The organism is Murimonas intestini, assembly GCF_024622195.1.
Taxonomy (GTDB): domain Bacteria; phylum Bacillota; class Clostridia; order Lachnospirales; family Lachnospiraceae; genus Murimonas; species Murimonas intestini.
The window spans coordinates 55,896-70,168 of sequence record NZ_JANKBI010000001.1 but is presented as its reverse complement, the minus strand read 5'-3'; the positions used below and the strand labels follow the sequence as shown (position 1 = coordinate 70,168).

At 45.3% G+C, this 14,273-nt stretch carries 15 protein-coding genes; 1 reads left to right on the top strand and 14 read right to left on the bottom strand.

From position 1 onward, the window contains the following. Positions 1-75 precede the first annotated feature (75 nt). From NSB28_RS00320 to NSB28_RS00280, 9 genes are all read right to left on the bottom strand, one after another. The gene (locus NSB28_RS00320; protein WP_109624741.1) at positions 76-1,737 is read right to left on the bottom strand and encodes an ATP-binding protein; all 1,662 of its coding nucleotides are present in this window, start codon (positions 1,735-1,737) and stop codon (positions 76-78) included. Between the two features lie 23 nt (positions 1,738-1,760). Further along, the gene (locus NSB28_RS00315) at positions 1,761-2,432 is read right to left on the bottom strand and encodes a winged helix-turn-helix domain-containing protein (RefSeq protein ID WP_109624833.1); all 672 of its coding nucleotides are present in this window, start codon (positions 2,430-2,432) and stop codon (positions 1,761-1,763) included. A gap of 29 nt (positions 2,433-2,461) precedes the next feature. Beyond that, complete coding sequence (locus NSB28_RS00310) at positions 2,462-4,138, bottom strand: Na/Pi cotransporter family protein (RefSeq protein ID WP_109624742.1); 1,677 nt, start codon at positions 4,136-4,138, stop codon at positions 2,462-2,464. 15 nt (positions 4,139-4,153) lie between these two features. Beyond that, positions 4,154-4,546 carry a methylglyoxal synthase gene (locus NSB28_RS00305; RefSeq protein WP_109624743.1) on the bottom strand — a complete coding sequence of 131 codons (393 nt, stop codon included), beginning with the start codon at positions 4,544-4,546 and terminating at the stop codon, positions 4,154-4,156. Between the two features lie 226 nt (positions 4,547-4,772). Beyond that, positions 4,773-5,042: an alpha/beta-type small acid-soluble spore protein gene (locus NSB28_RS00300; protein WP_243134595.1), complete on the bottom strand. Its 270-nt coding sequence runs from the start codon at positions 5,040-5,042 to the stop codon at positions 4,773-4,775. Positions 5,043-5,289: 247 nt separating this feature from the next. After that, on the bottom strand, positions 5,290-5,748 hold the full coding sequence (locus tag NSB28_RS00295; RefSeq protein WP_109624744.1) for a DUF6465 family protein: 459 nt from the start codon (positions 5,746-5,748) through the stop codon (positions 5,290-5,292). 119 nt (positions 5,749-5,867) lie between these two features. Continuing rightward, positions 5,868-7,922 carry an ATP-dependent DNA helicase RecG gene (gene recG / locus NSB28_RS00290; RefSeq protein ID WP_109624745.1) on the bottom strand — a complete coding sequence of 685 codons (2,055 nt, stop codon included), beginning with the start codon at positions 7,920-7,922 and terminating at the stop codon, positions 5,868-5,870. Between the two features lie 10 nt (positions 7,923-7,932). Further along, on the bottom strand, positions 7,933-9,612 hold the full coding sequence (locus NSB28_RS00285) for a DAK2 domain-containing protein (RefSeq protein WP_109624746.1): 1,680 nt from the start codon (positions 9,610-9,612) through the stop codon (positions 7,933-7,935). 13 nt (positions 9,613-9,625) lie between these two features. Continuing rightward, on the bottom strand, positions 9,626-9,982 hold the full coding sequence (locus NSB28_RS00280; protein ID WP_109624747.1) for an Asp23/Gls24 family envelope stress response protein: 357 nt from the start codon (positions 9,980-9,982) through the stop codon (positions 9,626-9,628). 240 nt (positions 9,983-10,222) lie between these two features. On the opposite strand from NSB28_RS00280, the gene rpmB reads away from it, so the two are divergent. Beyond that, positions 10,223-10,408: a 50S ribosomal protein L28 gene (gene rpmB / locus NSB28_RS00275; protein ID WP_109624748.1), complete on the top strand. Its 186-nt coding sequence runs from the start codon at positions 10,223-10,225 to the stop codon at positions 10,406-10,408. Positions 10,409-10,492: 84 nt separating this feature from the next. Here the strand turns inward: rpmB and NSB28_RS00270 are convergent, their stop codons facing one another. From NSB28_RS00270 to NSB28_RS00250, 5 genes are all read right to left on the bottom strand, one after another. Then, on the bottom strand, positions 10,493-10,630 hold the full coding sequence (locus tag NSB28_RS00270) for a hypothetical protein (protein ID WP_187374062.1): 138 nt from the start codon (positions 10,628-10,630) through the stop codon (positions 10,493-10,495). A gap of 131 nt (positions 10,631-10,761) precedes the next feature. Next, positions 10,762-11,187 (bottom strand): GerW family sporulation protein, encoded by a 426-nt coding sequence (locus NSB28_RS00265; RefSeq protein ID WP_109624749.1) that lies wholly within the window; start codon positions 11,185-11,187, stop codon positions 10,762-10,764. Between the two features lie 38 nt (positions 11,188-11,225). After that, positions 11,226-12,278 (bottom strand): DUF2953 domain-containing protein, encoded by a 1,053-nt coding sequence (locus NSB28_RS00260; protein ID WP_109624750.1) that lies wholly within the window; start codon positions 12,276-12,278, stop codon positions 11,226-11,228. A gap of 4 nt (positions 12,279-12,282) precedes the next feature. Continuing rightward, a complete protein-coding gene (locus NSB28_RS00255; protein ID WP_109624834.1) occupies positions 12,283-12,648 on the bottom strand; it encodes a hypothetical protein in 366 nt (121 codons plus the stop codon). Positions 12,649-12,694: 46 nt separating this feature from the next. After that, entirely contained in the window at positions 12,695-14,242 is a 1,548-nt protein-coding gene (locus NSB28_RS00250; protein ID WP_109624751.1) for a phosphate--AMP phosphotransferase, read from the bottom strand. Positions 14,243-14,273 lie beyond the last annotated feature (31 nt).

The following is a 14,273-nucleotide window of genomic DNA, read 5'->3' as shown; positions in this document are numbered from 1 at the left end:
GTAATGAGGAGGCGCCGCATTTCTGCAGCGCCTCCTCATTTTAGTACATTTTCCTGTATTACATATTCCATGTATTTATAAATGGATCGTTATAACAGTCCCTTCATCAGGGACACTGTGTATCTCAATATAACCATTATGGCACTCTACCACATGCTTGACAATAGAAAGCCCCAGGCCGGTACCTCCTGTCTGCTTCGAATGGCTCTTGTCGATCCTGTAGAACCTCTCAAATATACGTTCCTGGTATTCCCTGGGAATACCGATCCCTGTATCTGACACCTGAATGATAGGATGCTGGTCTCTCTCAGTGATAAGGACCTCTACACTTCCTCCCGGCCTGTTGTATTTTATGCCGTTCTCACACAGATTATATATGAGGTCATCCATCATAGACCTGACAGCGCACACATTCACAGTCTCACCTTCCAGCTTTAAGGTGACCCCAGCTTTTTCCGCCACATGTTCCAGCCTGTCCTCGATCTCCCCGGCCATCTTATACAGGTCCACAGTCTCCTTTGACTGGCGGATATCTTTTTCATCCAGCCGGCTGATTTTGATGATATCATTGACAAGTACGATAAGCCTGGCTGCTTCGTCATAGATCTTTCTTGCAAATCCCGGAACATCTTCAGGGGCCGCCATACCGTTTAACATAAGCTCTGCATATCCTGAAATAGAGGTGAGAGGTGTCTTTAATTCATGGGATACATTTGCTGAGAATTCTTTGCGCATCTGCTCAGCCTTCTGCTTCTGGGTGACATCCAGAATAAAGAGCACCGCTCCCCTGACCTTTCCATCCTCGATAACAGGGTTTCCGAAGACCTGCACCACTCTTTCATCCAGGTTCAGGACTGCACTGCTTATATCTCCCTTCAGGGCAGCATCAACAGTACTCTGCATCTGGTAGCTCCTGTTAAACAGGGATATACTTTTTCCTATATAATGCATGCTGGGTGCATGGAATAGATTCTTGCAGCTTCCATTGATGAAATTTATCTTTCCGGCCTCATCCAGCAGGATAAGCCCTTCATTCATATTCTCTGTGATGGTGTTAAACTTCTGCTGCTGATCCAGAAGAACATTTACCTGCTCATCGATCTTTGCATTCTGCTTTTCAATTCTGGAGAGAAGAGGCCATAATTCTTCAAAACACCCTGAGTCCATGGGCTTTTTCAGGTCGATGCTGTTGATGGGCTTTAGTATGCCCTTTGTCAGCATTCTGGCAATAAACAGGGAACAGAGCAGGACAGCCAGAGAAGCCAGCCCTATAACAGGCAGCAGCGTAAGAAATGTCTGCAGCACACTGTCACTTACAGATGATACCCTCACAAAATCTCCGTTCTGCAAGCGCACAGCGTAATAGTAAGTCTCCTCCCTGAGAGTGTCTGAGAGTCTGGACCCGGAACCATAACCATTTGCTGCCGCCTCCTGTATCTCGGGGCGCTTCAGATGGTTTTCAAGGCCTGCTGCGTCCGCATGGTTATCATACAGGACGCTCCCATCCTTCCGAATGTATGTGATGCGCAGTGATATTTCTGCTGAAAGCTGATCAAAAAAAGATACAGGATCCTCTAAAGACCCGCATGCGGCTGCCACATAGGCAGCTTCAGTCTTTGTGCTCTCCTGCATCTGTTCATGTAATGTATGATTTGAAAAGCTGACGAAAATAACAGAAATAAAGAGAATTGTCAGCAGCGCCAGACCGCATATATTCACATATATTTTTTTCTTCATCTTCTTATTCCTTTTTCCGCTGATTATTCTTCTATTTTGTATCCCACGCCCCGGATCGTCCTGATCATGTCGCCGCAGCTGCCAAGCTTCTGTCTGAGGGATCCGATATGCACATCAACTGTCCTGCTCTCGCCCTCATAGTTGTAATCCCAGATCACCTCCAGGATCCTGTCTCTTGATAGCACAATGCCCCTGTTTTTCATGAGATATACGAGAAGTTCAAATTCCTTATGTGTCAGGATGACTTCCTCTCCTGCCGCAGACACCCGGTGCTTCTGTTCATCAACTGAGAGCTCTCCCATGCTCAGAGCCTCATCTGACGGCGAAGCTTTTTGGCTTCGGCGCATCACCGCCTTCACCCGGGAGATCAGTTCCAGGACGCCAAAGGGCTTTGTGATATAATCGTCCGCTCCTGTGTCGAGGCCGATTACCTTGTCGTATTCCGTTGTCTTGGCTGTCAGCATAATGACAGGCACCTGTGACCATTTCTGGCTGTTTTTCAGTTTCTTGAGGATGGTGATCCCATCCTCATCGGGAAGCATGATATCCATAAGGATAAGAGACGGCACATCCCTGCTCATCCCCTCATAGAACTCCGTGGCGTTTTCAAAGCCCTCCCCGCAGAATCCTGCCGTCTTTAAAGCGTAGATCACTAACTCCCGTATATTTTTATCATCTTCAACAATATATATCAGTTTGTCCATTTATCTTCCTCATGATTAGTCTACTGTTCAGACATAACATACCCTGCAAGATTATACGCATGGTCTGAAATACGTTCCAGATTACTGATGATATCCAGGAATACTACCCCGTTAGTCGGCTTGCACAGCTGTTTTGAAAGGCGCTCAATATGTGTTTCCCTGAGCTCCTCCTCCATATTGTCAACCATATCCTCGTATTTCACTACCTGATTGGCGTCGTCTATGCTCTCCTTTTCCCGGGCGCTCATGGCGTAGGAGAAGGAATTGTCCACCAGATCCATGATCTCCTTTAATTCCTCCCTGGCATCATCCGAGAATACGATCTCTCCCCCTGCCCTGTTCCTGTCAATAAGCTCTGCAATATTTTCAGTATGGTCGCCCACCCTCTCAATATCGCTTACTGAATAAAACAAGTCGTTGATTATATTATGCTGATCCTCATTTAAAGAAAGATTGCTTATCTTTACCAGATACTCCGTAATCATCTTTTCCATGCTGTTGATCGTCTTTTCTGTTTCATAAACTTTATCCACAGCCTGCTGGTCATAATTAAGGACTGCATTGAAGGCCCTCTGCAGGTTTTCATGTGTTGTCCTTCCCATATGGACCACTTCCAGAATAGCATTTTCAACTGCAAATGAAGGTGTCTCCAGAATACGGTCGTCCAGATGGCGCAGGGTCACTACCTCTTCATCCTCTGAAGAGACAGAATCATCGTCATGGCTCTTCACAAAAACACCTGACAGACTTACCAGTTTATCAGCAAACGGAAAAATGAGTATGGTACATATGATATTGAAGATGGTATGGAAGATGGAGATCCCCACACTTCCGATACTTCCGTCTGCAAACGTGGGCCTCAGCCTGAACAGGAAATACATGGCAATGCCGAAGATCACAGCGCCGATCACATTAAAGGACAGGTGCATGACAGCCGCACGTTTTGCATTTCTGGGAGCGCCAAGGCTGGATAAAAGTGCAGTGAAGCAGGAACCAATATTGGAACCAAGGCTGATGTACACTGCTGATGCTGTCGTCACAACGCCACCTGTGGCTGCAAGAGTCTGCAGGATACCTACTGACGCAGAGGAGCTCTGCATAATGCCTGTGACAAGAGCGCCGATCGCAATACCCAGGAAAGGATTGCTTCCGAACAGGGCAAAAGCATTTGTAAAAATAGGGAGCTCTGTATAATCTGCAGCTGAATTTTTCATGAAATCCAGGCCGATAAAAAGCAGGCCGAGTCCGATGATGATCTCACCTGCAGTTTTTTTCTTTGCTTTTTTGGCAAACATGATAAAAAACGCACCAACGCCTACAAGAAGCGGAGCATAGAGTGAAGGAGACACAGCTTTGAAGGTATCACCCAGCTGTCCCAGGGATACGATCCAGGAGGTGATGCATGTACCTATATTCGCACCCATGATAACTCCGATGGCCTGTCCCAGTGTCATGATCCCTGCATTAACAAAACCAACCACCATAACAGTTGTGGCGCCGCTGCTCTGAATGATAGCCGTAATCAGGGCACCCACAATAACAGCCATAAAGCGGTTGTTAGTCAGGATGCCCAACAGTTCCCTCATTTTGCTGCCTGTAGATTTCTGGATGCCGTCTGACATGCTGTGCATACCAAACAGGAACATCCCCAGGCCTCCGATAAACAAAAATAGATTTTCAATGTCATTGATTGACATACAAGATATCCTCCTCTAAATTTGATTTCTCCACTCCAGATCTCCGTGGTCAAGGCCCAGTATCAGAGACTCAGCCGTAGCAATATTAGTTGCGATTGGAATATTGTAACGGTCACAGTGTTTTGAAACCATATAGATATCCGGTTCCTTAGGACTGATCATAGCAGGATTATAGAAGAATATGACCATATCTAATCCATTGCGTTCTATCATTTCCAAAAACTGCTTATCTCCCCCGATGCTTCCGGGAAGAAACTTATGTACGCGCAGATTGGTGACCTCCTCTATCCTTCTTCCGGTGGTACCTGTTGCATAGATCTCATGTTTTCCAAGGATTCTCTTGTAAGCTACGCAGAAATCCTCGATCAGATTTTTTTTCGAATTGTGTGCAATTATTCCTATATTCATGTATTTTCAACCTCGACAATAAAAAGTTATGTAACTGTTCAGTATCTATTCAGCTACAACGATATTTTGATTATATCATAGGTCACTGTAAAATGGGAAATATTTTTGATGTTTTTTTGTCGAAAAATATATTCTCCCGCAGGAAACATATTTTTCCCGGAAAAAGGGGATGCTGCATCTGCGGCATCCCCTCTGTATCCATCTGATTCAGTATTCAGAATCTAAATTAGATCTGAGACATTCCAGAGTTGCCCATGGATGAGCTGCCCATGGATGAACTTCCCATAGATGAGCTTCCGGACATCTGTCTTTCCTGTGCTTCGATCATTTTTTTAACCATATATCCGCCTACAGAACCATTCTGTTTGGATGTCAGGTTTCCGTTGTAACCATCTGTTAACGGTACACCAAGCTCATTTGCTACTTCGAATTTGAAACGGTCTAAAGCACCCTTTGCTTCTGGTACAGCTGCTGTGTTAGATGAACGATTTGACATAATAAAACGCCTCCTTTAAATTTCTTTTCTTTTCATTCTTTATTTTTAATTGTTTGCAATTGTTAGTTGCAAACATAGTATGTGGAGCATTCTTTTTTTTAAACTGGTAATTATTTCATAATCTCCAGAAGTTCCATTCCCCGAAAAAAAGGGAGACATTGCGTGAACGCTGCACCTCATACCATGATTATTATGGCCGAAATGCAGAATTCAATTCACAATGTCTCCCTTTAAAATGTAGTTTTTATTATAAGCTTATGCTTCCTGTCACACTGCTGTTGATCACGTAGTAAGCAGCATCTTCTTCAGGCTTCAGATAGATTTCCAGAGTCTCTATCTCATCCGTCTTCTTGTTGTATTCTTTTTCCCAGATCTCCTTCACACGTGAGCTCAGATCAGCCGCCGATACTTCTTTTCCAAAGCACTGGAGATAAACTGTCTCTTTTATCTCTGCGCTTTTCTTTGCTGCAGCTGTCCTTCTGGCTGTCCCGGTCTTTCTTGCGGGAGCCGTTTTCTTTGCTGTTTCCGTTTTTACTGCTGTATTTTCTGCCGTTGTTTTTTCAGTTGTCTTTTCTACAGTAGTTGCCTTAGCAGCAGGAGCTGCCGCAGCTTTAGGAGCTTCATTCTTTACAGCTGTCTTCGTATCCTTTACAGGGGCTGTCTCGACCTTCGCTGTCTCTTTTGTGAGTTTCTTTACAGTTTTCATACAATTTTCCTCCTCAAAAACTACTACCAAAATGTTGCGGTTTCACGCTGCAGTCCCACAAAATGGGCACTGCACAAATAGCATGATATACCATTTTACCGGAAATAGCAATAAAATTCTTAAAAATTCACGGTATTACAAAAATTTATACACTCTTCCATCAGCCTTTTCAGGCCTCTGTGTTCCTCCATATCCAGCTGCGGATCCACTGCCAGAACAGCCGCTGCTGCCTCAGAAGCTTCCTGCATAACAGGGGCATCATTGAATACATCCGCGATTTTAAATTCCAGCAGACCGCTCTGGCGAATACCGAATATATCCCCCGGGCCGCGCAGCTTTAAGTCCTCCTCAGCTATATAGAAGCCGTCATTTGAATGATTCAGTATCTCAAGGCGCTTCTGCGTCCGCTGATTGTCAATTGTATGCATAAATATGCAAAAAGACTGGTGTTTCCCTCTTCCCACCCGGCCTCTCAGCTGGTGAAGCTGCGCCAGGCCAAATCTTTCTGCATTTTCCACCATCATGACAGTGGCATTTGGGACATTTACCCCAACCTCCACCACGGTGGTAGATACCAGGACATGGATCTCTCCTGACAGGAACCGCTCCATGATTGCATTTTTCTCTTTAGGCTTCATTTTGCCATGCAGGTATTCCACGCACACGGAAGGAGCAAGCTCTTCTTTCAGCTGCTGAGTATAAGAGATAACATCCTCAGCCTCTATCATCTCACTCTCCTCTACCATGGGACAGATAATATATGCCTGACGCCCTTCATCCACCTGACGCTGTATAAACTGGTATGCCCTGGGTCTGTACCCGGTATTTACCACACAATTTTTTATGGGAAGCCTGTTAGAGGGCAGCTCATCTATGACCGAGATATCCAGATCCCCATAGAGGATGACAGCAAGTGTCCTGGGTATGGGCGTAGCGCTCATGACAATGGTGTGGGGTGTACTTCCTTTGGCAGCAAGAGCCTCTCTCTGGCGCACCCCGAAGCGGTGCTGTTCATCAGTGATCACAAGGCCCAGATTATCGTATTCTACTTTCTCCTGGATCAGAGCATGGGTTCCTACGATAATATCCGCCTGATGCAGCTTTATTTTTTCACAGGCCAGGCGTTTTTCCCTGGCTGTCATAGAACCCGTGAGGAGCACCGGCACAAATGCCAGCCCCTGGCTTTCGATCAGCTCCGTGAGTGCAGCAAAATGCTGTGCCGCCAGCACCTCCGTGGGCACCATAAGGCAGCCCTGGCAGCCGGCGTCTGCCGCCATAAAAAGAGCCAAAAATGCTATAATAGTCTTTCCTGAACCTACGTCCCCCTGTATGAGCCTGGCCATGACATTTTCACCTGACATGTCATGCTGTATCTCCTCCCAAACCCTTTTCTGGGCATTTGTCAGCTCATAGCCCAGGTTTTCTGCCACCTTCGATGTGAGAGAGGTCCTGGGTATGACAAAAGGACTCCTGACAGCTTCCCGGCTGGTTTTAAGCTGGTTAACTGCAAGGATAAACTGAAAAAATTCATCAAACACAAGCCTTCTTCTGGCCTGCATCATGCTCTCCTCATCTTTTGGAAAATGTATCTGTTCCAGAGCGAAACCATACTGGGCCAGATGGTATTTCTGGCGTATCCACCCGGGAAGATAGTCTTTCATATGCTCCAGACTCTCAAACGCCTGTCTGACAGCCTTGGAAACCATATTATTGGTGAGCCCCGCAGTAAGAGGATACACAGGCTGCATGATCCCCACGAGCTGCTCGTACTGCTGTACACCAAAAACAGCAGGCTGTTCCATGAACAATCTGCCGTTTTTCTCTGCAACTCTTCCTCTGAATACGTAATGAGCGCCCTTTTTCAGTGTATTTTTCAGATAGGGCATATTAAACCAGGTCAGATTCAGCACGCCGCTCTCATCCTTTACAGCGGCTGTAACGATCTGTTTCCCTTTCATCCGCTTTACAAGCACTGCAGATGCCACCATGCCATACACGGCATAGCGTCCTTCTGCTGCTGCCTGCCGGATGGGAACGATCTCTTCAAAAACATCATATCCCCGTGGATAATGGTGCAGGAGATCCTGTATTGTCCTTATCCCTGCATGTTCGAAAAGTACCCTTGTCTTCTCGCCTATGCCCTTTAATGTATCTACAGAAGAATATTCATCCATGGGCAGCTTCCTATTCTACTGAGACCACATAGTAGTAGATAGGCTGGCCGCCGCTGTAGACTTCCACATCACAGTCAGGATATGATTTCTCCAGCCCTTCTGCCAGCGCCTGGGCCTTCTCTTCAGATATCTGGTCACCATAGTAGATACTGATAAGTTCGCTGTCACCGTCCATCATAAGTTCCACTGTCTCACGCGTCACTGCCTCCGGATCGTTTCCCACAGCAAGGATGGAATGGTCACCAATTCCCATTATATCCCCCTGCCTGATCTCTTTATCATCAATATGCGTATCCCTGACAGCGTAGGTGATCTGTCCTGTCTTCACATTCTGGATCTCTTCCAGCATGACCTGCTCGTTCTCCTCAACTGACTTTTCAGGAGAATAGCTGATGATAGCCGTGATACCCTGAGGAATCGTCTTTGTGGGAATGACAATGATATTCTTATCCTTTGTCAGTACCTTTGCCTGATTTGCTGCCATGATGATATTTTTATTATTTGGAAAGATAAATACATTATCAGCATACACCTGATCTATAGCTTTGAGCATATCCTCAGTGCTGGGGTTCATAGTCTGGCCGCCCTCGATCAGGTAGTCAGCTCCCAGTCCCTTAAAGATCTCACTCATACCTTCCCCGACAGAAACAGAGATAAAGCCAACTTCCTTTTTCATCATACTGGCAATGGCTTTTTTCTCTCGTTCTTCCTCTGCCTGCTTAGCAGCCAGCTTCTCAGCATCCTTGATAAGCTTTTCCTGATGTTCTTCCCTCATATTATCTATCTTGATCCTGCTGAGAGAACCATAAGTCAAAGCTCTTGAAATTGCTTTTCCGGGATCATTGGTATGTACATGTACCTTTACAATACCATCATCGGAAACAAGCACGATAGAATCGCCGATTGATTCCAGAAATCCCTTAAAGTCCATTTCTGTCTCTTCATCATATGCTTTCTCAATCATAATAATGAATTCTGTACAATAACCAAATTTAATGTCAGCTTCTGCCTGAGGTGAGATTTTAGTAACAGTGCCTGTCTTTGGCGCACTTTCTATACTATAGTCGATCTCTTTGCCTAAAAGGACATCATAACAGCCCTTGAGCACTTCTACAAGTCCCTGTCCGCCTGAATCCACAACACCTGCTTCTTTTAACACAGGAAGCATTTCAGGAGTCTGTGAAAGGACATAATCAGCATGTGCGATTATCTCACCCACGAATTCCTCCAGTCCGATATCAGTCTCAGCCAATTCAGATGCCTTGTCCGCCGCACCTTTGGCAACTGTCAGGATCGTTCCTTCCTTTGGCTTCATTACAGCTTTGTACGCAGTCTCCACAGCTTTCTGCATGGCATTGGAAAGAATGATGGTATCAATCTCAGAATAGCTCTTGATGCCTTTTGTAAATCCTCTCAGCAGCTGAGAAAGGATAACGCCTGAATTTCCTCTTGCGCCGCGCAGTGACCCTGACGAGATTGCCTTGGAAAGTACCTCCATATCAGGGTTCTCAAGAGCAGCCACCTCCTTGGCAGCTGACATGATCGTCAGTGTCATATTAGTTCCGGTATCGCCGTCAGGCACCGGAAAGACATTCAGTTCATTTATCCATTCTTTTTTTGATTCCAGGTTTTTCGCACCAGCCAAAAACATCTTCGCGCATAGCTGGGCATTTATCGTATTTACAGACACAACGTGCTCCTCCTTAATCTATCGCTCTTACACCTTCAACATAAATATTGATCTTTTCAATTTCCATGCCGGTGAATTCTTCTACTTTGTACTTCACATTGCTGATCAGATTCTCGGCTACAGCCGAAATACTTACGCCATATGACACGATCACATGAAAATCAAGTGAGATCTTATTATCATTGAGTTCTACGTTGATGCCATGCATCAGGCTGTCCTTCCTGAGAAGTTTGACAAGGCCGTCCTTCATATTGACAGCAGCCATGCCGACAATACCAAAACACTCCACAGCCACGCTTCCGGCGTAAGTGGAGATCACATCTGCGTCAATCAATATAGAGCCTAAATCAGTATCCATACGTCCTTTCATATCGGTACCTCCGTATTTCTTTTTTTAACGATGCCGCAGTTATACAGCATCTCATATATCGTACTGTTGCTATTATACCCTGTTTCTCTGTAAAATGAAATAATAAATTTTACATTTGCGCACTTATTTCATATTTTTTTAATTTTTGCTTGCAAAATTTGGCGCCTTCTGTTAGAATAATTAGTGTTGTGAGTCTATGTAGTGGATAGTAGACGGAATATATTACAAGGAGGTGCGGTCATGGCTAAATGTGCTATTTGTGAAAAGGGTGCTCATTTCGGAAATAACGTGAGTCATTCTCATAGAAGATCAAATAAGATGTGGAAATCAAATGTAAAATCTGTGAAAGTGAAAGTTAACGGAGCTGCTAAAAAAATGTATGTATGTACTTCTTGCTTAAAAAGCGGCAGAGTTGAAAGAGCATAATTGTGTGAACGTTAAAAAACCTCTCCTTGTGAGAGGTCTTTTTTATTTCCGCAGAACAAAAGCATAAAAGCGGGGAACCCCCGCTTAACAGCTGCAGAAAATATTATAGCCGATCAGAAGAAGTGTTATCGTAAGGACGGCTACCAGAATGTTGGGCAGAAAAAGTGCCAGGAGCATTCCTATCGCTATCCAGAACAGCGTATAACCGATTATGCGTTTCATAGCCGCTCTCCGATTTATCTCTTTTCCATAATATATGCAGGAACAGCCGTTTAGATTCCCGCAGCTGTATTAAATTAATAACAGTCCAGCCTTCGGCTGCCGAACGGCAGATGGCTGAACTGTTATTTAAATTATGCTTCTTCCTTCATATCATTAATGATATCGTCTACCTTTTCTTTTTCTTTAGCTTTTTCAGAGTCCTTATCTTCATCTTTTCCTTTGGACCCATCCATGAATTTATCTACAAAATCAGGAACCATATCAAGTATCTTGGTAAGTCCGTCCTGATGTTTGATATTCACCAGCTTAGTTGAACCATTGTGGATCACAAGGACTGCGCTCGGTGACATCTTGCCGCCCATTCCGCCGCCTCCATTGTTCTTTTTATCTTCAGCCCTAGCGTTGGCAGCCACGCCGAAGGTCACGTCCACCAGGGGAAGAAGTATGGTATCCCCCACTGTAATAGCATCTCCCACTACAGTCTTTGTGGTGATAAAACTGTCCATCCCTTTAAACAGGGAATCAACAGTTGCCTGAAATGAATTGTCTGAAGCCATAATTATTTCCTCCTTAAAATTTACTGCGGCAGCCTCTGCTACGCTTTCAGTTGTTTTATCAATTTTCTGAGATCTTTATTTCTGAAAAGGATCCAGACAGTCTTTGCCACATGGCAGAGACGGACATGGCCTTTTATCAGCAGCTTTCCTTCCAGTATCAGCGGCTTGTCCGGTTCAAACTCCGGAAGCAGTTCCACCTCATAGAAGCTCATGGGAAGGATGATATACAGCCCTCCTGTCACCATCCCTGTAATGGACGGATCCTCAAAACCATACCTGAGTTTTCCCTGTATTTTCCTGGGATGAAGATGTTTCCACAGGAAACGGATCTGGTCTTTACTGAGCATAAAGACCGCCTGTGTGCCTTCGTCTTTCCATATACTGATATAATGCTCTGCCTTTTTTCTGACAGCTTCTGCTTTGTTCTGGATTCCCTGCCATTTTTTCAGCAGTTTACCGGGAATCTCAGGAATATGGACTAGTATACCGTATATTTTAAGAACTGCTGTTTTAACCTTATTATACAGTCTTTTGATCTTTTCCAGCGGGCCGGGCCTTTCAGCGCTGCTTCCTATTTGGCCGGATTTTACGTCCTCTTCTTTTTCAGGCTCCTTTGCCAAAACTGCCTTCACTTCTTTGGGCTTTTCTGGCACACTTTCCTCTTTTGGAGCATTTTCAGGCTTTGAAGCCTCTTTTTCTGGCAGCCTCTTCTTGTCCGCCGGCAGCTCCTGATCCTGGCCGGGACCTGAATCGTACTCTCCATCTTCACTGTCTTCACTGTTTTTACTTTTTTTTCTTTTTCCGGGCGGTTTTTCTTTCTTCTCCGCAGCCGGGAGAAGCTGTTTTGTGAACCCACAGATCCTGACAGTGACATACGGTTTGTTATTTTCCAGCTTCGCAGTCACCAGTATAAGATGCGCTAGCCAGCCAAATTTCCCCCGGGCCAGATTACTTCCTGTCCCTCTTTCAAAATCCAGCTGATACCTGAGAGGCACAAATAAAATCAACAGGACACCAAGCACCAGCAGTCCAAGGACCACCGCCAGAAGAATACCTATGATTTTTAGTATTGCCAAAATTATATGTAGCATATTCTCACACCTGTCGATTTCTTTTTTGATTCGGCTTCTGCCCTGGTTTTACTTTTTCAGCCAGATATCCTCTGACATCAAATGCCCCTGTGGCCTTATAGACCTCTTCAATGATGGAGACCGTGACCTGCACCGCCTCATCATAGCCTTTGGCTATCCCCACGATCAAAGGCAGGTTTCTCCTGACTGCCTTCTGCTGTAAGTATGCCGAGGAGATAATTTCTAATAAATTAGCCGGATTGGCAGCCAGCGTGATCAGATAGATATCCAGCATCCCTGCATTCTGGTTCAGTTTGCGGATGATTTTCTTCTGTCTGACGCCGGCACCCTCTCCTGCATATAGTTCAGGATACCATTTTAATCTCTGCATGTTACCATTCTTTCTGATGCGCATCTGTCCTGCATGCGGCAGATGCTTATTTCTGTTTCATTCTGGTCTCAATAGCATCAATGACAGTCTCAAGGACCTTGATCCTGGCATAATATTTACAGTTTCCCTCCACTATCACCCATGGTGCATATGTGGTAGAAGTCCTGATGAGCATCTCATCCACTGCTTCCTCATACTGATCCCATTTTTCTCTGTTGCGCCAGTCTTCATCTGTGATCTTCCAGCGTTTTTCAGGAATCGCCATCCTCTCTTTAAACCGCTTTTCCTGTTCGTCCTTATCTATCTGCATCCAAAATTTTATCACAATTGCTCCCGAATGTGCAAGATGGGCTTCCATGTCATTTATTTCCTTGTAGGCTCTCTGCCATTCATCAGTTGTACAGAAACCTTCTATTCTTTCTACCATGACGCGCCCATACCATGTCCTGTCAAATATGGCCACATGGCCGGCCTTTGGAACATTCTGCCAGAAACGCCACAGATAGTGATGTGCTTTTTCAATATCATTCGGCGCGGCAGTTGGATTCACGGCGTATCCTCTCGGATCCATGCACTCTGTCAGTCTCTTTATGGCACCGCCTTTGCCTCCTGCATCCCATCCTTCAAAGGCCAGGACGACAGGGATCCTTCGTCTGTACAGGTCGCTGTGCAGAACTGCCATCCTCCCCTGCAGCTCTTTTAATTTTTCTTTATATTCAGCCTTCGTATAGGACAGTGACAGATCCGCGCTGCTTAAGATGGAGGATCTGAGGGAGAACTTGTCCTGAATACCCTCTTCAGTACTCTCAGGTTTTGCAGTACTCTTCTGAGGATCTGCATTTTCACTTTTCTTTTCTTCTGCCCTGGCCTCTTCTTTTGCTTTCACTTCAGCCACTTTTTCTTCCAGGCGTTTTATCACAGCAGATATTATTTTTACAGCTGCATATTCCCTGTCCATGGCCTCTATGATCGTCCACGGGGCAAAATCCGTATCAGTCCTCTGAAGCATTTCCTCATTCATGACTTTGTATTCATCAAAATGCTTCTGGCGCTTCAAGTCGCCCTCCGTGACTCTCCAGGCTGTCTCTTTATTGTCCAGCAGTACCTTGTAACGCTTTGCCTGCTCTTTTTTTGTGATGTCCAGAAAGAATTTAAGGATCACATTCCCCCCGTCTGCCAGCTGCTGCTCAAATGATATAATTTCATTATATGCATATCCCAGCTGCGCATCCGGAGTGACCTTATCAAATCTGTCCACAAGCACCCTTCTGTACCAGCTGCGGTCAAAAATAGCAATCCTGCCATTCTCCGGCGTCTTTGTCCAGAACCGCCATAAGAACGGCCTCATCTGTTCCTCCTGGGATTCGCCGCTTATGGCAAATACCTGAAAGCCTCTGGGATCCAGCGGCTGTATCAGCTGGTTAATGAGCGTCCCCTTGCCGGAAGCACCAAATCCTTCAAAGACAATGATCACCGGTATCTTTAGATCCCTGCATTCTCTCTGCAGCGCTCCCAGCTTTGGAGCAAGCGAGTCCATAATCTGGCGGTATTCTTTTTTACCCATCTTTTTAGATAAATCAATCTTTTCCAGCATAGTGCCTCCCTCCCGGCCTTCCGGCCCAGAT

Bases quoted from the DNA above. Each gene is read 5' to 3' on its own strand.
- NSB28_RS00310 (WP_109624742.1), bottom strand. From the start codon at position 4,138: ATGTCAATCAATGACATTGAAAATCTATTTTTGTTTATCGGAGGCCTG.
- rpmB (WP_109624748.1), top strand. From the start codon at position 10,223: ATGGCTAAATGTGCTATTTGTGAAAAGGGTGCTCATTTCGGAAATAAC.
- recG (WP_109624745.1), bottom strand. From the start codon at position 7,922: ATGGATGAATATTCTTCTGTAGATACATTAAAGGGCATAGGCGAGAAG.
- NSB28_RS00250 (WP_109624751.1), bottom strand. From the start codon at position 14,242: ATGCTGGAAAAGATTGATTTATCTAAAAAGATGGGTAAAAAAGAATAC.
- NSB28_RS00255 (WP_109624834.1), bottom strand. From the start codon at position 12,648: ATGCAGAGATTAAAATGGTATCCTGAACTATATGCAGGAGAGGGTGCC.
- NSB28_RS00305 (WP_109624743.1), bottom strand. From the start codon at position 4,546: ATGAATATAGGAATAATTGCACACAATTCGAAAAAAAATCTGATCGAG.
- NSB28_RS00270 (WP_187374062.1), bottom strand. From the start codon at position 10,630: ATGAAACGCATAATCGGTTATACGCTGTTCTGGATAGCGATAGGAATG.
- NSB28_RS00295 (WP_109624744.1), bottom strand. From the start codon at position 5,748: ATGAAAACTGTAAAGAAACTCACAAAAGAGACAGCGAAGGTCGAGACA.
- NSB28_RS00280 (WP_109624747.1), bottom strand. From the start codon at position 9,982: ATGAAAGGACGTATGGATACTGATTTAGGCTCTATATTGATTGACGCA.
- NSB28_RS00320 (WP_109624741.1), bottom strand. From the start codon at position 1,737: ATGAAGAAAAAAATATATGTGAATATATGCGGTCTGGCGCTGCTGACA.
- NSB28_RS00260 (WP_109624750.1), bottom strand. From the start codon at position 12,278: ATGCTACATATAATTTTGGCAATACTAAAAATCATAGGTATTCTTCTG.
- NSB28_RS00300 (WP_243134595.1), bottom strand. From the start codon at position 5,042: ATGTCAAATCGTTCATCTAACACAGCAGCTGTACCAGAAGCAAAGGGT.
- NSB28_RS00265 (WP_109624749.1), bottom strand. From the start codon at position 11,187: ATGGCTTCAGACAATTCATTTCAGGCAACTGTTGATTCCCTGTTTAAA.